General features: G+C 70.7%; 18 protein-coding genes. 10 read left to right on the plus strand and 8 right to left on the minus strand.

From position 1 onward, the window contains the following. Positions 1 to 24 precede the first annotated feature (24 nt). From menC to CJ226_RS13960, 3 genes are read right to left on the minus strand one after another with little or no spacing between them, the layout of a single operon-like run. Positions 25 to 1,173 carry an o-succinylbenzoate synthase gene (gene menC / locus CJ226_RS13950; protein WP_102209555.1) on the minus strand — a complete coding sequence of 383 codons (1,149 nt, stop codon included), beginning with the start codon at positions 1,171 to 1,173 and terminating at the stop codon, positions 25 to 27. Beyond that, positions 1,170 to 1,853 carry a MurR/RpiR family transcriptional regulator gene (locus CJ226_RS13955; RefSeq protein ID WP_102209556.1) on the minus strand — a complete coding sequence of 228 codons (684 nt, stop codon included), beginning with the start codon at positions 1,851 to 1,853 and terminating at the stop codon, positions 1,170 to 1,172. Before CJ226_RS13955 ends, menC begins: the two co-directional genes overlap by 4 nt. Further along, positions 1,850 to 2,626 carry a GNAT family N-acetyltransferase gene (locus CJ226_RS13960; protein ID WP_146008248.1) on the minus strand — a complete coding sequence of 259 codons (777 nt, stop codon included), beginning with the start codon at positions 2,624 to 2,626 and terminating at the stop codon, positions 1,850 to 1,852. Before CJ226_RS13960 ends, CJ226_RS13955 begins: the two co-directional genes overlap by 4 nt. A gap of 93 nt (positions 2,627 to 2,719) precedes the next feature. On the opposite strand from CJ226_RS13960, the gene CJ226_RS13965 reads away from it, so the two are divergent. The 8 genes from CJ226_RS13965 (at position 2,720) to CJ226_RS14000 (ending at position 12,264) form a co-directional block, all read left to right on the plus strand. Next, a complete protein-coding gene (locus tag CJ226_RS13965) occupies positions 2,720 to 3,868 on the plus strand; it encodes a M20/M25/M40 family metallo-hydrolase (RefSeq protein ID WP_102209558.1) in 1,149 nt (382 codons plus the stop codon). 314 nt (positions 3,869 to 4,182) lie between these two features. Beyond that, a complete protein-coding gene (locus tag CJ226_RS13970; RefSeq protein ID WP_257996672.1) occupies positions 4,183 to 5,988 on the plus strand; it encodes an ABC transporter substrate-binding protein in 1,806 nt (601 codons plus the stop codon). Positions 5,989 to 6,060: 72 nt separating this feature from the next. Beyond that, entirely contained in the window at positions 6,061 to 7,104 is a 1,044-nt protein-coding gene (locus CJ226_RS13975) for an ABC transporter permease (protein WP_060921166.1), read from the plus strand. Next, positions 7,101 to 8,015, plus strand: a complete 915-nt coding sequence (locus CJ226_RS13980) for an ABC transporter permease (protein WP_082758500.1) — start codon at positions 7,101 to 7,103, stop codon at positions 8,013 to 8,015. Before CJ226_RS13975 ends, CJ226_RS13980 begins: the two co-directional genes overlap by 4 nt. A gap of 1 nt (position 8,016) precedes the next feature. Continuing rightward, positions 8,017 to 9,666 (plus strand): ABC transporter ATP-binding protein, encoded by a 1,650-nt coding sequence (locus CJ226_RS13985; RefSeq protein WP_102209560.1) that lies wholly within the window; start codon positions 8,017 to 8,019, stop codon positions 9,664 to 9,666. Further along, positions 9,663 to 10,625 carry an LD-carboxypeptidase gene (locus tag CJ226_RS13990; protein WP_062634101.1) on the plus strand — a complete coding sequence of 321 codons (963 nt, stop codon included), beginning with the start codon at positions 9,663 to 9,665 and terminating at the stop codon, positions 10,623 to 10,625. The genes CJ226_RS13985 and CJ226_RS13990 overlap by 4 nt, the downstream gene beginning before the upstream one ends. Further along, entirely contained in the window at positions 10,622 to 11,455 is an 834-nt protein-coding gene (locus CJ226_RS13995) for a serine hydrolase (protein WP_102209561.1), read from the plus strand. The genes CJ226_RS13990 and CJ226_RS13995 overlap by 4 nt, the downstream gene beginning before the upstream one ends. Then, positions 11,452 to 12,264: a serine hydrolase gene (locus CJ226_RS14000; RefSeq protein ID WP_102209562.1), complete on the plus strand. Its 813-nt coding sequence runs from the start codon at positions 11,452 to 11,454 to the stop codon at positions 12,262 to 12,264. Before CJ226_RS13995 ends, CJ226_RS14000 begins: the two co-directional genes overlap by 4 nt. A 12-nt stretch (positions 12,265 to 12,276) precedes the next feature. On the opposite strand, the gene CJ226_RS14005 is transcribed toward CJ226_RS14000, so the two are convergent. Further along, entirely contained in the window at positions 12,277 to 13,326 is a 1,050-nt protein-coding gene (locus tag CJ226_RS14005) for a P1 family peptidase (RefSeq protein ID WP_102209563.1), read from the minus strand. A 157-nt stretch (positions 13,327 to 13,483) separates the two neighbouring features. Here CJ226_RS14005 and valS point away from each other — a divergent pair, with 157 nt between their 5' ends. Continuing rightward, positions 13,484 to 16,078: a valine--tRNA ligase gene (gene valS, locus CJ226_RS14010; protein ID WP_062634092.1), complete on the plus strand. Its 2,595-nt coding sequence runs from the start codon at positions 13,484 to 13,486 to the stop codon at positions 16,076 to 16,078. Further along, the gene (locus tag CJ226_RS14015; RefSeq protein ID WP_062634090.1) at positions 16,078 to 16,287 is read left to right on the plus strand and encodes a hypothetical protein; all 210 of its coding nucleotides are present in this window, start codon (positions 16,078 to 16,080) and stop codon (positions 16,285 to 16,287) included. The genes valS and CJ226_RS14015 overlap by 1 nt, the downstream gene beginning before the upstream one ends. Before the next feature lie 84 nt (positions 16,288 to 16,371). Here CJ226_RS14015 and CJ226_RS14020 read toward each other — a convergent pair whose 3' ends face one another. The 4 genes from CJ226_RS14020 to tdh are packed head-to-tail and all read right to left on the minus strand — an operon-like array spanning position 16,372 to position 19,477. Next, positions 16,372 to 16,590 (minus strand): hypothetical protein, encoded by a 219-nt coding sequence (locus CJ226_RS14020; protein ID WP_102209564.1) that lies wholly within the window; start codon positions 16,588 to 16,590, stop codon positions 16,372 to 16,374. Continuing rightward, positions 16,587 to 17,201 (minus strand): transcriptional regulator, encoded by a 615-nt coding sequence (locus tag CJ226_RS14025; protein WP_102209565.1) that lies wholly within the window; start codon positions 17,199 to 17,201, stop codon positions 16,587 to 16,589. Before CJ226_RS14025 ends, CJ226_RS14020 begins: the two co-directional genes overlap by 4 nt. Positions 17,202 to 17,255: 54 nt before the next feature. Continuing rightward, the gene (locus CJ226_RS14030; protein WP_102209566.1) at positions 17,256 to 18,434 is read right to left on the minus strand and encodes a glycine C-acetyltransferase; all 1,179 of its coding nucleotides are present in this window, start codon (positions 18,432 to 18,434) and stop codon (positions 17,256 to 17,258) included. Further along, positions 18,434 to 19,477, minus strand: coding sequence for an L-threonine 3-dehydrogenase (gene tdh, locus CJ226_RS14035; protein ID WP_062634086.1), 1,044 nt, complete (start codon positions 19,475 to 19,477; stop codon positions 18,434 to 18,436). Before tdh ends, CJ226_RS14030 begins: the two co-directional genes overlap by 1 nt. Positions 19,478 to 19,527: the final 50 nt, after the last annotated feature.

Below are 19,527 nucleotides of genomic sequence, written 5' to 3' on the forward strand. Positions count from 1 at the left end.
CGCTTTCGAAGGGTTCGGGGCCGGTCAGCCCGCGGTCAGGACGGCCTCAGGGGCCTCGGCCGCGGAGGAGTCGAAGACGCGGGACGCGTCACGGGCGATGCGCTCGGCGAGCACCTCGTGTCCGATCCCCGGTCCGGTGGGGACCGTGACGCGACCGGCGACGGCGGTCACCGGAGGTGCGATGATGTCGGACTCGTAGTACTTGTCCGATCCCGACACATCCGACGGCAGCAGGAAACCGGGGAGCGAGGACAGCGCGACGTTCGCAGCCCGCCCGACGCCGAACTCGTGCATCCCGCCGCACCACACGGGGATGCCCGCGTCCCGCGCCACGTCGTGCGCCGCGCGGGCGACGGTGAGCCCGCCCATCCGCGACACCTTGATGTTGAGGACCCGCCCCGCCCCCAGCCGGATCATGGTCCGCAGGTCGCCGAGGTCGACGACCGACTCGTCCAGGCACACGTCCGTGTCGAGCCGCGACTGCAGATCGGCATGGGCCACGAGATCCCGCGGCGCGAAGGGCTGCTCGATCATGGTGAGCGCCTCGCGATCCAGGCGTGCGAACACCGCGGTCGCCCGCTCGTCACCGGCATAGGCGCCGTTCGCGTCCACGTGGAGGTCGAGGTCGGGGTAGGCGCCGCGCACCGCACGCACCGGCTCGACATCCCAGCCCGGAGCGATCTTGAGCTTGACGCGGGGGTAGCCGGCGGCGCGCTGCAGCTCCACCTGCGCGAGCAGCTCGTCGATCGACGGCTCGATGCCCAGCGACACCCCCGCGACGACCTCGTCGCGCGTCCCGCCGAGAGCCGCGGCGAGCGCGATCCCCCGCCTCCGGGAGACCAGGTCCCACACCGCGCCGGAGAACCCGGCCTTCGCGAACTCGTGCCCGCGGACCCGTGCCCACGACGCCTCCAGCTCCGCCGGCTCCTCGCCCTCGGCACGGAGCAGCGCGGGCACCAGGTAGCGGGTCGCGATCTCCCACGCGGTGACCGTGGTCTCCGCTCCGTAGAACGGATCGGACGGCGACGCGATCTCCCCCCACCCCGTCTGCCCGTCGGCATCGGTGACCTCGACGAGCACATGCTCGATGCCGGATTTGCGGTGCGAGCTCGTCTCGAAGCTGTGACGCAGCGCCTGCCGCAGGGCGAACAGCCGGACGCGGACGACCCTCACGCGTCCTCCTCCGGGCGGGGCCGCGCCGTCTCGGGGCCGTAGAGACCCAGGCGCGCCACCAACCGGTCGCGTTCGGCGAGCCGCCGGCGCGCTCCCTTCGCGCTCGCCGTGGTGAGCGCGCTCAGCAGGTGGCACACCGCCGCGACCGGGGTCGGCGAGTCGGCGTACGACGCTGATCCCGTGCGCACCCGGATGAGCGAGGTCGCGATGGATGCGAGCGGGGCGTCCTCGCTGTCGGTGATCACGACGAGCTGACCGCCCGCCTCGTGGAAGAGCCGCCCGAGCCGCACGGTCTCCTCGCGGTAGCGCCGCAGGGAGAAGGCGATGAGCACGTCGCTGGCCCGGACGTCGGTGAGCACGGTGAGCGGCTGCAGCGCGTGCCCGTCGACGAGGAAGACGTTCGACAGCGTCGCCGAGAGATCCGCGTTGAGGAGTTGCGCGTACGCCGCCGCCTTGCCCTCGCCGGCGACGTACCGTCGCCGGGCACCGAGCAGCAGCGCCGCGGCCTGCGGGACCTGGGCCGAGCGGCTGAGCTCCTCGAAGGTCTGGGCGAGCGTGCGCTGCTCCGTCTCGATGATCCGCGCCTGGATGCTCTCGGCGGACAGGTTGGTGCGGATGCGCTCGCCGTACCGGTCTCGCGGAGAGACGAGGTCGCGATCCTCGTGGTCGTGGTCGTTCATGCCGTGCCCTCCCGAGGTGTCGCGCGGTAGACCGCCGTGTCGTCGTCGAGGCGCGTGGCCCCGACGAGGACGTCCCCGCGGCGGAATGCCGCGGTCATCGTCCGCTCCAGATCCCGCCGCAGCACCGCGCGCTCCTCGGCGTCGAGGGCGCCGGGTCGCGTCGGGATCGCGATCCAGGCGGCGCCGTCCGCCGCCACGGCCCGCCCCCAGTCGTCCGGCCCGAGCACGGGAGGGACGGGGAGCGACCGACGGGTCGGACGATCGGCGACGTCCAGGTCCCAGGAGACCACCAGACGGTCGGTGTCGGGGCGGGCGTAGTAGTCGCGCTCGTAGGCGATGCCGACGGCCCCGAGAGAGCTCAGGTTGAAGTGTGCGTTGCGTGACAGCAGCGGATCGAACGTCCACCGCATCGTCCGCTGCCCCCAGCGCAGGGCCACGGCACGCTGCGCGAGCTTGAGCGCCTGGCCGACGCCGCGTCCCTGGTGCGCGGCATCGACGGCGGCCGCCTGCGAGTAGTGGAAGGACGCGCCGGTGGTGTCGCAGCCGGCGAACCCGTACGCGAACCCGATCAGTTCCCCGTCGTCGGCGAAGGCGCCGACCGCGGAACCGCCGTTGCGGGCGAGGGCGGTGAGCAGGTTGGCGTTGAGGGCGTACTCGTTCTCCGTGTACGCGAAGACGCGGGCGTACAGCGCGGCGGCCTCACGGAACTCGGTGTAACGGGTGAGTTCGCGGCAGCCGTGGGCGACACCGGCGGCCACCGAAGAATGAGGCACGATACGTTTCCTAAGATCGAGGAGTCCTGCTGCTGTGAGCGATGCTATCGGCGGGTTGCGGGGCGATCAAGGGGCAAGATACGGTTCGTAACCGTGACGACTCTCTCGGCAGTGCGCGACGGGGACCATCCTTCCGACGACATCATCGCACTCGTGCGCGAACTCGTGCTGATCGAGACGCCGAGCCGCGACACGGGGGCGAGCGCCTGCATCGCCGACCTGCTGTCCGCCTGGTTCGCCGGCGTCGGCGGCAGCGTCCAGCGGATCCCGCACGAGCTCGGAACGGATCTCGTCATCGACGTCCCCGGTACCGGAGACCCGGTTCTCCTCGTCGGCCACACCGACACCGTCTGGCCGGCGGGCACGCTGACGGACGACCTGCCGTGGGCCGAGGACGGCGATGTCGTGCGCGGCCCCGGTGCCTACGACATGAAGGCCGGCATTGTGGTGATGCTCGAGGCCCTGCGGCACCTGCAGTCCGTGCCGCTCGAACAGCGGCGCGCCGTGCGGATCGTGCTCGTCGCGGACGAGGAGATCGGCTCCCCCGTCTCGGGCCCCCAGCTCGCGGAACGGGCCAGGGGCGCGGCCTGCGCCATCGGATTCGAGTCCCCGCATCCCGACGGCGCCCTCAAGGTCGGCCGCCGCGGCAGCGCCCGGGTGCGCATCGCCGTCACCGGCCGCGCGGCCCACGCCGCCCTCGACCCCGAGCATGGCGTCTCCGCGATCGACGAGCTCGTCGACCAACTCCTCCTGGTCCGCACGATCGTGGCGGACCCGGAGCTTCCGAGTCCGGTGCTGTGCAACGTCGGCGTCATCGACGGCGGCGCGAGGACCAACGTGGTGCCGGCGCACGCGGCCGCCGAGATCGGCCTCCGCTTCCAAGACCCGGACAGCGAGCAGCGCGTCCTCAGCGCCCTCCAGGAGCTGGCACCGGTGCGCCCCGGCGCCCGCCTCGAGGTCGCCGTGCTGAGCGCCCGGCCCGCCTGGCAGGCCTCGGCGGAGGACACCGACCTCCTCACCCGGATCGCCGCGGCCGGTGCCGCGCTCGGCCAGCAGGTCGACGGCCGCCCCGCGGCCGGCGCGGGCGACACGAACCTCCTCGGCGGACAGGGTCTGCCGACCGTCGACGGCTTCGGCCCCCGGGGCGGCGGTGCGCATGCGCTGGACGAGCACTTCCTGCGCTCCTCCCTGCACGAACGCATCGCGCTTCTGCGTGCCGTGCTCACCGTCCCGGCAGAGTGACGATACGATTCCGGTTCCCGTGCCCGACCCGAACCGGCCCGAGATACGTTCCGGATGTCCGCATCGAGGAGTCATCCTTCGCTCCCCTCGTTCCGATGCGCGCATCCTGGCATCCGCGTGTTTCCGCCGTGTTACACCCGCTCGACGGCCGGCGATCTTTCCGATCTGCGCGATTTTTCTTCCGCGATACGCATCGAATGTCTTGACCACGGGGCCGTCTTCCGCTTGCATGGTCAGCACCGACCCGGCTTCACTGTGGATCCGGGCGGCGCCCGAAGGGACCTTCCATGCGTCTTGCCCCCCGCTCCAGAACCGTGCGAAGTCTGACCGCCGCCGCGATCGCCTCCGCGCTCCTCCTCGCCGCTCCGGTCGGTGCCGCTCAGGCGCAGTCCGTCAGCGCCGCCACCGAATCCCCGGCCTCCGACACGACGCTCCGGATCGCTACCTCCGGATTCGTGGACACGTTCAACCCGTTCATCTCGATCTACCTGACGCCGACGAACATCATCCGGTACGTCTACGAGTCGCTCGTGCAGAACGACGCCGAGGACGGCTCCCCCACGAAGGGCCTCGCCGACAGCTGGGAGGCGACCGACGGCGGCCAGACGTGGACCTTCACCCTCCAGGACGACCTCGTCTGGTCGGACGGCGAGCCCATCACCTCCGCCGATGTGAAGTACACGTACGACCAGATGATGACGGTGCCCGCCCTCGGCACCGCCAACGGCAACCTCGTCTCCAACTTCGACACCGTCGAGGCCCCGGACGACAAGACCGTCGTGATCACCCTGAAGACCCCGCAGGCCCCGAACCCCGGCTCGGAGATCCCGATCGTCCCGAAGCACATCTGGGAGGAGGTCGACGACCCGACGACCTTCACCAACGACGCGGACGTGGTCGGCTCCGGCCCGTTCGTCCTCGACAGCTACTCGGCCAACCAGTCCATCGTGCTGAAGGCGAACGAGAACTTCTGGCGCGGCGCCCCCAAGATCGACGCGATCCAGTACGTGTACTACACGAACTCGGACGCCCAGGTGCAGGCGCTCAAGGCGGGCGACGTCGACCTCGTCACCGGCCTCACCCCCACCCAGTTCTCGGCACTCGAGGGCGTCGACGGCATCACCACGCACTCCGGTGAGGGCCGCCGCTACCACTCGATCAGCATCAACGTCGGTCAGCAGACCCGCGACAACGTGCCCTACGGCACCGGCAACGCCGCGCTGAAGGAGCTCGAGGTGCGCCAGGCCATCCGTCTCGGCACCGACACGGCCACCCTCCTCGACAAGGTCCTGGACGGCGAGGGCACGCTCGCGACGAGCTTCATCCCGGCGTCCTTCCCGAAGTGGCACCTGTCGGACGACGACGACGTGATCGTGGGCTTCGACCCCGAGGCCGCGCAGGCGAAGCTCGACGAGGCGGGCTGGGATCCCGGCGCCGACGGCATCCGCGAGAAGGACGGCCAGCGCCTGAGCCTGCGCCTGCTGACGGACGCGGACGACGCGAACGAGCAGTCCATCTCCGACTTCTTCGTCCCGTGGATGAAGGACATCGGCATCGAGATCACGGTCGAGTCCACCGACTCCGACACGATCAGCGCGAAGGCCACCTCCGGCGACTACGACCTGTACTTCAGCGGCTGGTCGGTCAACCCCGACCCGGACTACCAGCTGGGCATCAACACCTGCATGAACCTGCCGACCGCGACCGACGGCACCGGCGGCACCACGCAGGACGGGTACTGCAACCCGGAGTTCGACGAGATGTACGCCGCGCAGCGCTCCGAGATCGACGCCGAGAAGCGCCAGGAGATCGTGCACGACATGCTCGCGCTGAACTACACCGACACCGCGCAGGTCGCCACCTGGTACGCCAACTCGCTGGAGGCCTACCGCTCCGACCGCTTCACGGGCTTCACGCTGCAGCCGAAGGACGGCGGCATCATCGCCAACCAGGCCGGCTACTGGGGCTACCTCACCGTCGAGCCCGTCGAGGGCGCGACCGCCGGCGGCACCGGCACGAACACCGGACTCCTCATCGGAGGCATCGTCGTGGGGGTGGTCATCATCGGAGGGCTCATCTTCTTCCTGATCCGTCGCCGCAACATCGCCGACGTCGAATGAGTCCGGCGAGACGCCGCGGGTGGCGGGCCTCCGCCTCCGCGGCGTCTCCCGGTCCGCTGTAAGGAGACCCCCATGTCCAACGCGGTACCCCCGTCCACCTCCGCCATCGCGACGAGCGCCGCGGCCGAGGAGCAGCCGAAGGGCGTCGGCGCCCTCCGCTACTTCCTGGTCAAGCTCGGCGGCGCGGCCATCAGCCTGGCGATGGTGATCCTCCTCGGATTCTTCGCCTTCAAGATCCTGCCGGGCGATCCGGTGGCCTCGATCGCCCGCGAGCGCGGGATGAGCGCCGAACAGGCCGATCAGCTGCGCGAGCAGCTCGGTCTGAACAAGCCCCTGTGGCAACAGTTCATCGACTACCTCGGCAACGTCTTCACCCTGAACTTCGGCACGAGCTACGTCTACCGCACGTCGGTGTCCGACCTCATCGGCCAGTACTTCTGGAACACGATCCTCCTCACCGGCACGGCGGCGATCATCGCGATCGCCCTCGGCCTCTGGCTCGGACAGAAGGCGGCCTGGAAGCACGGTTCCACCTTCGACCGCATCGTCTCCGGCACGTCGCTCGTGTTCTGGTCGGTGCCGACCTTCTGGCTGGCCCTGCTGCTCCTGATGGTCTTCGGCGGCACGCTGCACTGGTTCCCGACCGGGGGCATGGTCTCCCCCAACCCGCCCACCGATCCGGTCGGCGCGGTCCTGGACGTGATCTCGCACATGGTGCTCCCGGTGATCACGATGGTCGCGGTCGTGTACGCGCAGTACCTCATGGTGATGCGCAGCTCGCTCCTCGAGGAGATGGGCGCCGACTACCTCACCACCGCGCGGGCCAAGGGCCTCCGGGAGGACCTCGTCCGCCGTCGGCACGCCGTCCCCAACGCGCTGCTGCCGACCGTCACCCTCGTCTTCATGCACATCGGCGGTCTCATCGCCGGGGCCGTCACGGTGGAGACGGTGTTCTCCTGGCCCGGGCTCGGGAAGCTCACCTTCGAGGCCATCTCCGGCCCCGACCTCCCGCTCCTGCAGGGCACCTTCGTGGTGTTCTCCACGATCATCATCGCGATGAACCTCATCGCGGACCTCATCTACCGGCAGCTCGACCCGAGGGTGAGGCGCGCATGACCACGGCATCCCCGACCATCCGTTCGCCCCGCGCTCTGGCGTGGCACCGCCGCGGCACCGCCTTCGTCGATTTCTGTCGGCAGTTCGCCCAGCACCGAGCGGGCATGGTGGGCCTCGTCTTCCTCGTGATCGTGGCGCTCATCGCGATCTTCGCTCCCGTGATCGCCCCCGCGAGCATGCTCGACGTCACGAAGCTCGTCGACGTGCAGCGCTTCGCCCCGCCGTCCTGGGAGCATCCCCTCGGCACCGACCATCAGGGTCGCGAGATCTGGGTCCGCATGGTGTGGGGCGCCCGGGTGTCCCTGCTCGTCGGCCTCGCCGCCACGGCGATGTCGATGATCATCGGCACCCTCGTCGGTCTCTCGGCCGGCCACTTCACCGGCTTCTTCGGCGGGCTGATGATGCGCATCATCGACTTCTTCCTCGTGCTGCCGTCGCTGATCCTCGCGATCGTGCTGTCGTCGGTGCTGAGCCGCGGCGTCTGGACGATCATCATCGCGATCGGCCTGACCTCCTGGGCCGGCACCGCCCGCGTCGTCCGCGCGCAGACCCTGTCCGTCGAATCGCGCGACTACATCGAGCGCTCCCGGGCCCTCGGCGCCGGGCACTGGCACATCATCATGAAGCACCTCCTCCCCGGGGTGCTCCCGCTCGTGCTCGCCAACACGACCCTCACGGTCGGCTCGGCGATCATCTCCGAATCCACCCTGGCGTTCCTCGGCCTCGGCGACACCACCCTGCAGTCGTGGGGCTCGATCCTGAAGAACGCGATGGACGTCTCCGCGGCGACCAGCGGTTACTGGTGGTACGTGCTCGTGCCCGGCATCGCCATCGTCCTCGTCGTGCTGTCGTTCACCCTGATGGGCCGCGCCGTCGAGAACATCACCAACCCGACGCTGAGGAGCCGCTGAGATGCCCGACCTGATCTTCGACGACGTCTCCATCACGTACCGCACCTCGGGGCGGTCGGGTCGGGACGAGGTGGCGGCCGTGCGCAACGTCTCGCTCACCCTCCCCGCCGGGCAGACGCTCGGCATCGCCGGCGAGTCCGGCTCCGGCAAGTCCACTCTCGCCATGAGCGTCCTCCGGCTCCTGCCGCGCAACGCCCGGCTCAGCGGCCGCGTGCTGCTCGGCGACCAGGACGTCGCCACGTTGTCCTTCGGGCAGCTGCGCGCCGTGCGCTGGGCGCAGACGTCCATCGTGTTCCAGGGCGCGATGCACTCGCTCAACCCGGTCCGCACGGTGGGCTGGCAGCTCCTGGAGGCGCTGGAGCTGCACGCCTCCGACCGATGGAAGGGCGAGAAGGCGCGCAAGGAGCGGGTCCGGGAGCTGCTCGACATCGTCGACCTGCCGCAGCAGAAGAGCGAGTCGTACCCGCACGAGCTCTCCGGCGGCCAGAAGCAGCGCGTGATGATCGCGATGGCCCTCGCCTGCGATCCCGAGGTCATCATCGCGGACGAACCGACCACCGCACTCGACGTGATCGTGCAGAAGCAGATCCTCGACATGATCTCGCGTCTGGTGGCGGAGCGCGGCATCTCGATGCTCATGATCAGCCACGACCTCTCGGTGCTCGCCACGGCGTGCGACCGGATCGCCATCATGCGCGACGGCGAGCTCGTCGAGCTCGGCGAGAGCTACGCGGTCTGCACGACCCCGCAGGTGGCGTACACGCGACAGCTCGCCGACGCCTTCCCCACGATCGGCGACCCCGCCTCGCGGATGGCCCCGGTGACGCGGCACGGCCGCGATGCGGACGACGTGCCGGAGATGACCCACGGCGACGCGGTGCTGCTGGAGGCGCGCGGACTCAACGTCACCTACCGCTCCGGCGGGCGCCCCGTGCATGCGGTCCGCGACGTCGACCTCTCGGTGCGCAAGGGCGAGATCGTCGCGCTCGTCGGCCAGTCCGGCTCCGGCAAGTCGACCCTCGCCCGCGCGCTCATGGGACTCCAGCCCGCCGACCCCGGGTCGCAGATCCTCTTCGACGGCGCACCGATCCCGTCGAAAGGGCGCGACCTCGCGCGGTTCCGCTCGCAGGTGCAGCTCGTGCTCCAGGATCCCTGGGCCGCCCTGAACCCCAAGCACAGCGTCTACGAGTCCGTCGCCGAGGGGCTGCGCGTGCAGCGCTTCCCCGGCGACGAGCGCGAACGCGTGGCACAGAGCCTCGCCGACGCGGAGCTCACCCCGCCGGAGCGCTACTTCGGCGCCATCCCGCAGGAGCTCAGCGGCGGGCAGCGGCAGCGCGTCGTCATCGCCGGTGCGCTCGCCGTGCAGCCGCAGCTGCTCATCGCGGACGAACCCGTCGCCTCGCTCGACGCGTCCGTGCGCGGGGAGATCCTCGGACTCCTGCTCGAGCTGCGCCGCCGCCTCGGGCTCTCCGCCCTCGTCATCACGCACGACCTCGGTCTCGCCTGGAACATCGCCCACACGGTCGCGGTGATGTACCACGGACAGATCGTCGAGCACGGACCCACCGAAGAGGTGCTGCTGAACCCGCGGCACGAGTACACCCGGCACCTGCTGTCCGCGGCGCCGCGCATCGAGGAGAAGACGGCATGAGCACCCTGACGGAGGCGGCGGTGTCGCCGTATCTCGACACGGCTCCCCTGCAGCCCGGCGACACGGTGGCGATCGTCTCGCCGTCCGGTCCCGGCAACGAGGAGAACACGCAGCGCGCCGTCGGCTACTACGAGTCCTGGGGGCTGAACGTCCGGGTGGGTGAGCATGTCCTCACGCCCCACCCGCGCGCGTCGTACCTCGCGGGGCCGGACGACCTCCGCCGCGCCGACCTCGTCGACGCCTGGCTCGATCCGGACGTGGACGCCGTCGTCACGGCCCGCGGCGGCTACGGTGCACTGCGCCTCCTCGACGGCATCGACTGGGCCGACATGCGCCGCGGGGCGCTGCGCCGGGACGGGCGGCCGAAGCTCCTCACGGGCTCGTCCGACGTGACCGCCCTGCACGAGACGTGGCGCGCGCACCTCGACGTCGCGACGCTCTTCTGCCCGATGGCGGGGAACAACGTCTTCCGCGATTCGGAGCAGGTGCGCGACGACGTGCAGCGCTGGCTCTTCGAACCCTGGCGCGGGCGGGAGCTCATCGGCCCGAAGACCGAGATCATGACGCCGGGCCGCGCCGAAGGGCGCTTCACGGGCGGCAACCTCAGCCTGCTCGCCGCCGGACTCGGCGCCCCGGAGGCGGACGTCCCCTCCCCCGGCATCCTGTTCCTGGAGGACATCACCGAGGAGCCGTACCGCCTCGACAGCTTCGTCACGCAGCTCCGGCGCGCGGGCCGTCTCGCCCAGGCGACGGGCATCGTGCTCGGCTCCTGGCACGAATGCGGCGACCTCGACCTCGTCCACGCGCTCATGCGGGACGAGTTCCAGGACGCCGGGGTCCCCGTGCTGTGGGAGCAGGGCTTCGGCCACGACCCGCACGCCCTGACCATCCCGCTCGGTGTCGACGGGGTGCTGGACGCGACCGGCGACGAGCCCCGCCTCACGGTGGGACGGCCATGATCGCCCTCCCGCCCCTCGACCCCCGTGTCACCTGGTCGATCCGGCTCGCCGACGCCGGCAGCGGGGAGACCCTGGCCGAGCACGAGCCGCACACGCAATGCGAGACCGCGAGCATCGGCAAGATCTTCCTGCTTCTCGAGGTCGCTCGACGGCTGGAGGCGGGCGCGCTCGCCGAGGACGACCGGATCGCGATCCCGGACGAGCACCGCGTCGAGGACTCCGGGCTGCTGTACCGCATGCACGATCAGCGCATCACGGTCCACGATGCGGCGCTCCTCGTCGGGGCGGTGAGCGACAACCTCGCCACGAACGCCCTGATCCACCTCTGCGGTCTGGAGGAGGTGCGGGCCGTCGCTCCGGCACTCGGGTACCGCGACACCGCCCTGCACGACTACATCCGCAACGAGCGCACCCCCGACCTGCCCTGGACTCCGTCGTTCGGCACCGCGGCCGAGCTGTCCGACGTGATGCGCCGACTCGGGGCGGGCGAGGCGTTCTCCCCCGCGGTGAGCGCCCGGGTGCTGGACTGGCTCGCCGCCGACACCGACACGTCGATGACCGCCGACGCCTTCCTCCTCGACCCCCTCGCCCACGTCGAGGCCGAGTATCAGGGCATGGTGCTGCGCCACAAGACCGGCAGCGTGAGCTTCGCCCGCGTCGACGTCGGACTGCTGCGGGGCCCGAGGGCCGCCGTCGCGTATGCGGTCGCGGCGAACTGGAAGGACTCCGCGGCCGACCTCCGCGCGCCCGTGCTCGACGGCATGCGCGCCGTCGGCGAGCTCATCCGCGCGCACGTCACCGGACGCGCACGAGACGAGGAGGACGCATGAGCGCGATCGACGTGGAGCTCCCCGACGAGAACGGCACGGTGTGGTCGGTCCTCGTCCAGGACATCGACTCCGGCGAGGTGCTGCTGCGCCATGACCCGGAGACGGTGCAGGACACGGCGAGCGTCGGCAAGATCTTCCTCCTGCACCGCCTCCTCGCCGAGGTCGACGCCGGCACGCGGACTCTCGAAGAGCGCGTGACCCGACGGCCGGTCGAGGCGATCGAGGACTCCGGCCTCTGGTACCTGCTGCAGGCGTCCGAGCTGTCGCTGTACGACGTGGCCGCGCTCATCGGGGCCGTGAGCGACAACGCCGCGACCAACACGCTGGGCCGCGTCATCGGCATCCCGACCGTGCAGGAGCACACGCGCACGCTCGGCTACACCGCCTCGGCCCTCGACGACATCGTGCGGTGGCCGATCCCGCCCGGTGCCCCGAAGACGCTGTCGCACGCGAACGCCGCAGAGCTCGTGCTCTTCATGTCGCGCCTGGCCGATGGGACCGATCTCTCCCCCGCCTCGGCCGACACGCTGCGCCGCTGGCTGGGCGCGGGCATGGATCTGTCGATGGTCGCGTCGGCGTTCGACCTCGACCCGCTCGCGCACTGGGGCTTCGATCGCGGCGTGTGGCTGCTGAACAAGACCGGCACGATCTCCCGCGTCCGCGCCGAGACCGGGATCGTCATGTCGCCCACCCGCCGGATCGCCTACGCTGTCTTGGCGAACTGGGACCGGGGCGCCGACGGACGCGGACCGGTGCTGGCCGCCATGCGCCGCATCGGCGAGGGCATTCACGCCGCGCTCGCCGACTGAGACCGCCGCGGCTCAGACGACCCCGGCGCGAGCCAGGCGTTCCCGCACCCGATCGATCGGCACCGCGTGCGCCGTCCGCCCCTCGGGGCCCACGGTGGTCTCCGCGGTCAGCACCGAGTTGACCAGCGCCTCCTCGACCGCATCCATCGTCGCGGCGAAGAGCGGCGAGAGCTCGTCGTCCGCCGCCGGACCGCCGTCCGCCTGGTCGTGCACCGAGAAGGCGATCGCGTAGTCGCCGCTGCCCTGCGCATAGTCGGCGCCGACACCGCGCATCGCGAACACGGCCCGGTTCGCCACGCGGCCGAGCTGCCGCCCGTCGACGGGCGCGTCCGTCGCGACGACGATCATGCAGGAATTGCCGACGGGCTGTGCCGGAGCATCGGCGAGGAGCTCCTCCGCGGGCAGCGGGACGCCGGCGATCCGCAGCGTGCCGCTGAAGTTCGTCTGCACGAGCGCCCCCACGGTGCGCGAGCGCCCCGCGACCGCGACCAGCCGCGATGCCGTGCCGATGCCACCCTTGTACCCGAGGGCGACGGTCCCGGCACCGGCGCCCACACCTCCCTCGGCGACCGCCCCCGGAGCCGCCGCAGCCAGCGCCGCCGCCACCTGCTCCTCTCCCACGGCTCGGCGGCGGATGTCGGAGAGGAACCCATCGTTCGTCTCGCCCACCACCGGGTTCAGCGTGGTCGTCCGTGCGTGCGCCGGCGTCGCCAGCAGATGCCCGAGCAGCGCATCCGCGACGCGGAACACGGACAGCGTCGAGGTCAGGAGGATCGGCGTCTCCAGCGCCCCGAGCTCCCGGAGCTGTGTGGCGCCGACGAGCTTGCCGTAGCCGTTGCCCACGGAGAGGTTCGCGGGAAGGCTCCGACGCTCGGCGGTGAGGGCGTCGGGGACGATCGCCGTCACCCCCGTGTGCAGACCGTCGCCGTGCAGCGTGGCGTGCCCCACCCGCACACCGGGGACGTCGGTGATCGCGTTCTCCGCGCCGCGCGGGAAGGCTCCGGACGGCACACCGAGGTCGGCGAGACGGGGACGGGAGGACGAGGACGACGGCGGTGTCATGCTCCGATCCTTCCAGCGTCGGAGGGGCCGACCGCAGCGCCGCGCCGGAGGCCCCGCCGGGTCGAGCGCCCCGCCCGTGCGCTCGATAGACTGGGCGGCACCACCCACACTCAGGCACGCTCACACAGTGCCGCATACATCGCTCGAGGAGACCTCCATGTCCGCCATTCCCGACAAGCCCGCACTCGAAGGTCTCGAAGCGAAGTGGGACGCCGCCTGGGCGGAGCAGGGCACGTACCTGTTCGACCGTCTGCGCGCCGCCGAGCTCGGCCGTGAGGGCGTCTACTCGATCGACACCCCGCCGCCCACCGCCTCGGGCAGCCTCCACATCGGTCACGTGTTCTCCTACACGCACACCGACGTCAAGGCCCGATACGAGCGCATGCGCGGCAAGACCGTGTTCTACCCGATGGGCTGGGACGACAACGGTCTTCCCACCGAGCGCCGCGTGCAGAACTACTACGGTGTGCGCTGCGACCCCTCGCTCCCCTACGACGCCGACTTCACCCCGCCGTTCGAGGGCGGCGACAACAAGTCGAGCCGGGCTGCGGACCAGCAGCCGATCAGCCGTCGCAACTTCATCGAGCTGTGCGAGCGCCTCACGATCGAGGACGAGAAGCAGTTCGAGGCGCTGTTCCGTCAGCTCGGGCTGAGCGTGGACTGGACGCAGACCTACCGCACCATCTCCGACGACACGATCCGGCAGAGCCAGCTCGCCTTCCTCCGCAACATCGAGCGCGGCGAGGCGTACCAGGCCCTCGCGCCGACGCTGTGGGACATCGACTTCCGTTCCGCGATCGCGCAGGCCGAGCTCGAGGACCGCGACCAGCAGGCCGCGTACCACACGATCGAGTTCCCCTTCGCGGACGGCTCCGGATCCATCGCGATCGACACCACGCGCCCGGAGCTCCTCCCCGCGTGCATCGCGATCGTGACCCACCCCGAGGGGCCGCACAAGCACCTCATCGGCACCAAGGTGCGCACGCCCTACTTCGGCGCCGAGATCGAGATCCACGGCCACCACCTCGCCCAGCCCGACAAGGGCACGGGCGCGGCGATGGTCTGCACCTTCGGCGACGTGACCGACATCATCTGGTGGCGCGAGCTGCGCACCTCCGCCGGCGAGTCCCTGCCGAACATGACGACGATCGGTCTCGACGGCCGCTTCCTGGCCGAGGCCCCGTCGATCGTGGCCGACGCCGACGCACGCGCCTGGTACGCGGAGAACGTGGCGGGCAAGACCGTCTTCAGCGCCCGCAAGGCGATCGTGGAGAAGCTGCAGGAGACCGGCGACATGACCGCCGTCGGCAAGCCCTTCCAGCACGCCGTGAAGTTCTTCGAGAAGGGCGACCGCCCGCTCGAGATCGTCTCGACCCGGCAGTGGTACATCCGCAACGGCGCCCGTGACGGGGAGCTGCGCGATCAGCTCCTCGCGCACGGCACCGAGCTGGCGTGGCACCCCGACTTCATGCGGGTCCGCTACGAGAACTGGGTCGGCGGCCTCACGGGCGACTGGCTCGTGTCCCGGCAGCGGTTCTTCGGCGTGCCGATCCCGCTCTGGTATGCGCTGGACGAGAACGGGGAGCGCGACTACGACCGCGTGCTCACCCCGGATGCGGCCGCGCTGCCCATCGACCCGACCACGGATGTGCCGGCCGGCTACACCGAGGCCCAGCGCGGCGTGCCGGGCGGGTTCGACGCCGAGGCCGACATCCTCGACACGTGGGCGACCTCGTCGCTGACCCCGCAGCTCGCGGGCGGCTGGCAGCGCGACGAGGAGCTGTGGCAGCTCACCGCTCCGTTCGACCTGCGCCCGCAGGGACAGGACATCATCCGCACCTGGCTCTTCTCGACCATGCTGCGCTCCACGCTCGAAGACGGCCGCGCCCCGTGGAAGAACGCCGCCATCTCGGGCTTCATCGTCGACCCCGACCGCAAGAAGATGTCGAAGTCGAAGGGCAACGTGGTCACCCCGGCCGACGTGCTCGACGCCCACGGCTCGGACGCGGTGCGGTACTGGGCGGCGTCGAGCCGCCTCGGCATGGACGCGGCCTTCGACCCGCAGAACCCGACCCAGGTGAAGATCGGCCGGCGCCTCGCGATCAAGGTGCTCAACGCCGCCAAGTTCGTGCTGTCGTTCCCGGTGCCCGAGGGCGCTCAGGTGACGCACGCGCTCGACGCCTCGATGCTCACGGCCCTCGACGGCGTGGTGGCCGAGGCGACCGCGGCCTTCGACCGGTACGACGCGGCGCGGGCGCTGGAGCTGACCGAGGCGTTCTTCTGGACGTTCTGCGACGACTACCTGGAGCTCGTGAAGGAGCGCGCCTACAACCAGAACGACGTGGGCCAGGCCTCGGCCGCCCTCGCGCTGCGTCTGGCGCTGTCCACGTTGCTCCGGTTGCTCGCACCGGTGCTCTCCTTCGCCACCGAGGAGGCCTGGTCGTGGTTCGAGGAAGGCTCCGTGCACACCGCAGCGTGGCCCGAGAAGCTCGGCATCGAGGGCGACCCGGCCGTGCTGGCCGCCGCGAGCGAGGCGCTCATCGGCATCCGGCGCGCGAAGACCGAGGCGAAGGCATCGCAGAAGACCCCGGTCTCCCGTGCCGCCATCGCCGCTCCCGCCGCGAAGGTCGAGGCCCTGCGCGCCGCGGCGGACGACCTCCGCGCGGTCGGCCGCATCGCCGAGCTCGAGATCACCGAGGCGGAGGAGTTCGCGGTCACCGCGATCGAGCTCGCCCCGGTCGAGGCCTCCTGATGCAGCTCGGCACGCGGTGGGCCACGGATGCTCAGCCGCCCGCGTCGGTCCCCGAGGCGCTGCGTCCCGCCATCGCCGAAGTCGAGTCCCGGGGCCTCACCGGCCACTGGACCCTCACCTGGCTCGAGGGCCGCGCGATCGCCGAGCTCGACGCCGGCTGGGAGGTCCTCCAGACCGCGTCCGGTGAGGTCATCGCCCGCCCCTTCTGATCCCCGAGACCCCGCTTCATCGTCGAGACCCCCTCCTTCCCGCGCGGGAAGGAGGGGGTCTCGACGCGTACCCGGGGTCTCGGGTCAGCGGCGCGGGGCTCCGAGCTGCGCGAGGAGATGATCCACGGCGTGCGGGTCGTGGCGGCGGGCCTGCTGTTCGCGGAGGAGCTCGAGGGCGAGGGTCCGCCGCTGTGCGCGCCGCTCGATCCGGTGTTCGATCATGGCGGTGACCCGGTCGGCGAGGCGCAGCAGACCGCGCTCCGTCCGCGTGGGGCTGACGAGGTGGAGGGTCGCGGCGGTCATGATGCCTCCTTCGTCTCGGTCGTGGCCGCACCATCCGGTGTCGGCAAATCGAAGATCTCGGCGCGGAGGGAAACGCGGCGCACGTCGGGCCCCTCCTGACCGCGGTACCGCGCGATCGCCTTCTCCACGACCGCCTCCAGCTCGGCCCGCAGCGACATCGCCTGCTCCGCGGTCATGTCCAGGTGCGTGGTGATCGTCACGCCCACGTCGCGCCAGCCCTCGGGGACCTCGGACTCCGAACGGTTGAGGTACTGCATCAGGGTCTCGTGCCGGAGCCGGAAGAACTCCGACGTGACGATCTGTGCCGCGGCACGGTTGGCCGGCGACATCTGCTCGTCCGGGCCGGGTACATCGATGCGTCCCTTCGGACGCTCCCACCATCGCTCCCGAGCCGTGCCCCGGCCTTCCACCTCGCGGATGAGGTCGTGGGCGGCGAGGGCGCGGAGGTGGTAGCTGGTGGATCCCGAGGTCTCCCCGACGAGCGCCGCGAGAGAGCTGGCCGTCTGAGGACCGCGAGAGGCGAGCAGATCGAAGATCCTGACCCGCAGTGGATGGGCGAGCGCTTTCAGCGCCCCCGCATCCAGCGTTCGTACCTGCGTCTCGTTCGTCATGAATGCAAAGATACGCTTGCAAACAACTCTTTGCAAGCGTTTCTTTGCATAAGGTCAGCTCACGGAATCCCGGGCCGCGACGAAGGCCGCTACGCAGCGCTCCACCTGGTCGGGAGTGTGCGCGGCGGAGAGCTGCACCCGGATGCGCGCCTTGCCCCGCGGCACCACCGGGAAGCTGAACGCGGTCACGTACACGCCCTGGTCCTGCATCGCCGCGGCGATTCGGGCGGTGAGACCGGCATCGCCGAACATGACGGGCACGATCGGGTGCTCGCCCGGAAGCAGGTCGAACCCCTCCTCCGACATCCGGGCGCGGAACAGGGCCGCGTTGTCGCGCAGCCGCGCCCGGAGGTCGGCCGATCCCTCGACCAGGTCGAGCGCGGTCAGCGTGCCGGCCACGATGGCCGGAGCGAGGGTGTTCGAGAACAGGTACGGGCGGGAGCGCTGACGCAGCAGCGCGACGATCTCCGCGTGCGAGGCGACGTACCCGCCGGAAGCGCCGCCCAGCGCCTTGCCGAACGTGCCGGTGTAGATGTCCACGCGATCCGCGACGCCGCACAGCTCCGGGGTCCCGCGTCCGTTCTCGCCGACGAAGCCGACCGCGTGCGAGTCGTCCACGAAGACGAGCGCGTCGTAGCGTTCCGCCAGGTCGCAGATCTCGGTCAACGGGGCGATGTAGCCGTCCATCGAGAAGACACCGTCGGTCACGATCACGCGGAACCGGGCATCGGCGGCCGCCCGCAGCTGCTCCTCCAGATCCGCCATGTCGCGATTGCGGTACCGGAGCCGGCGCGCCTTGGACAGCCGGATCCCGTCGATGATGGACGCGTGGTTCAACTCGTCCGAGATGATCGCGTCTTCGGCGGAGAACAGCGTCTCGAAGACACCGCCGTTCGCGTCGAAGCAGGAGGAGTAGAGGATCGCGTCATCGGTACCGAGGAAGTCCGCGAGCCGACGCTCCAGTTCGAGGTGCTGCTCCTGGGTGCCGCAGATGAAGCGGACGCTCGCGAGCCCGTACCCCCACTCGTCCAGGGCCGTCCGGGCCGCAGCGAGGATGCGCGGGTCGTCGGCCAGCCCCAGGTAGTTGTTGGCGCAGAAGTTGAGCACCCCGGCGCCGTCGGCCGTGATCTCCGCCCGCTGTGGTCCGCGGATGCCGCGCTCGCGCTTGGTGAGCCCCGCCTCCTCGATTCCCGCCAGCTCCTGCGCCACATGGTCCTTGAAGGTCGCGTACATCACAGCTCCGTCCAGTCGAGGATGATCTTGCCCGTGCCGGCGGACTCCGCCGCCGCGAATCCGCGCTCCCAGTCGCGCGCCGGTACGACCTCGGCGATCACCCGGCCGATCGCTTCGCGCAACGTCGCACTCGTCTGGAGCATCGCGCCCATGGCGTTCCACGTCTCGAACATCTCCCGGCCGTAGATCCCGGTGATCGTGAGCATGTGCGTGACGAGCTTGCCCCAGTCGATGTCGAACCCGGTCGACGGCAGCCCGAGCATGGCGATGCGTCCGCCGTGGTTCATGTTGTCGATCATCGCCGGGAGCGCCGACGCCGCGCCGCTCATCTCGAAGCCGATGTCGAAGCCCTCGCGCATGCCGAGCGCCCGCTGCGCGTCGCGGATCTCCTGGCGGGAGACGTCGACGACCTCGTCGGCTCCCATCCCGCGGGCCATCTCCAGACGCGGCGCGCTCACGTCGGTCCCGACGATGAAGCGGGCGCCCGCATGCCGGGCGACGGCGATCGCCATCAGGCCGATCGGACCGCACCCGGTGACGAGCACGTCCTCGCCGACGAGCGGGAAGCGGAGGGCGGTGTGCACGGCGTTGCCGAGCGGGTCGAAGATCGCGCCGAGCTCCGGGGTGACCTCGGCGTGGTGGACCCACACGTTCGTCGCCGGCAGCGAGAGGTACTCGGCGAAGGCGCCGTCGCGCTGCAGCCCGAGTCCGATCGTGCGGATGCACATCTGCCGCCGCCCGGCACGACAGTTCCGGCAGGTGCCGCAGACGATGTGTCCCTCGCCGGACACCCGGTCGCCGACCGCGATGTCGTGGACGAGCGGCCCGACCTCGACGACTTCCCCGTAGAACTCGTGTCCCGGGATGAGGGGCGCCGCGATCGCGGAGGCCGCCCAGTCGTCCCAGCGCCGGATATGCAGATCGGTACCGCAGATGCCGGTGCGGAGGACACGGATGACGACCTCGCCGGGACCTGCGACGGGATCGGGACGCTCCACGAGCGCGAGGCCGGCGCCGGGTTCCTCCTTGAACAGAGCTCTCATGCTCTGATCTCATCGCATCCGTTCCTGTAGAACAATCGGCATCTTCTGCA

This window comes from Microbacterium sp. UMB0228, from assembly GCF_002871415.1.
GTDB lineage: Bacteria > Actinomycetota > Actinomycetes > Actinomycetales > Microbacteriaceae > Microbacterium.

What these genes read in the sequence shown, in the direction of transcription:
- CJ226_RS13990 (WP_062634101.1), top strand. Translation starts at nt 9,663, where the DNA reads ATGAGCACCCTGACGGAGGCGGCGGTGTCGCCGTATCTCGACACGGCT.
- CJ226_RS13995 (WP_102209561.1), top strand. Translation starts at nt 10,622, where the DNA reads ATGATCGCCCTCCCGCCCCTCGACCCCCGTGTCACCTGGTCGATCCGG.
- CJ226_RS13975 (WP_060921166.1), top strand. Translation starts at nt 6,061, where the DNA reads ATGTCCAACGCGGTACCCCCGTCCACCTCCGCCATCGCGACGAGCGCC.
- CJ226_RS14000 (WP_102209562.1), top strand. Translation starts at nt 11,452, where the DNA reads ATGAGCGCGATCGACGTGGAGCTCCCCGACGAGAACGGCACGGTGTGG.
- CJ226_RS13985 (WP_102209560.1), top strand. Translation starts at nt 8,017, where the DNA reads ATGCCCGACCTGATCTTCGACGACGTCTCCATCACGTACCGCACCTCG.
- CJ226_RS13955 (WP_102209556.1), bottom strand. Translation starts at nt 1,853, where the DNA reads ATGAACGACCACGACCACGAGGATCGCGACCTCGTCTCTCCGCGAGAC.
- CJ226_RS14025 (WP_102209565.1), bottom strand. Translation starts at nt 17,201, where the DNA reads ATGACGAACGAGACGCAGGTACGAACGCTGGATGCGGGGGCGCTGAAA.
- CJ226_RS14030 (WP_102209566.1), bottom strand. Translation starts at nt 18,434, where the DNA reads ATGTACGCGACCTTCAAGGACCATGTGGCGCAGGAGCTGGCGGGAATC.
- CJ226_RS14015 (WP_062634090.1), top strand. Translation starts at nt 16,078, where the DNA reads ATGCAGCTCGGCACGCGGTGGGCCACGGATGCTCAGCCGCCCGCGTCG.
- valS (WP_062634092.1), top strand. Translation starts at nt 13,484, where the DNA reads ATGTCCGCCATTCCCGACAAGCCCGCACTCGAAGGTCTCGAAGCGAAG.
- tdh (WP_062634086.1), bottom strand. Translation starts at nt 19,477, where the DNA reads ATGAGAGCTCTGTTCAAGGAGGAACCCGGCGCCGGCCTCGCGCTCGTG.
- CJ226_RS14005 (WP_102209563.1), bottom strand. Translation starts at nt 13,326, where the DNA reads ATGACACCGCCGTCGTCCTCGTCCTCCCGTCCCCGTCTCGCCGACCTC.
- CJ226_RS13980 (WP_082758500.1), top strand. Translation starts at nt 7,101, where the DNA reads ATGACCACGGCATCCCCGACCATCCGTTCGCCCCGCGCTCTGGCGTGG.
- CJ226_RS14020 (WP_102209564.1), bottom strand. Translation starts at nt 16,590, where the DNA reads ATGACCGCCGCGACCCTCCACCTCGTCAGCCCCACGCGGACGGAGCGC.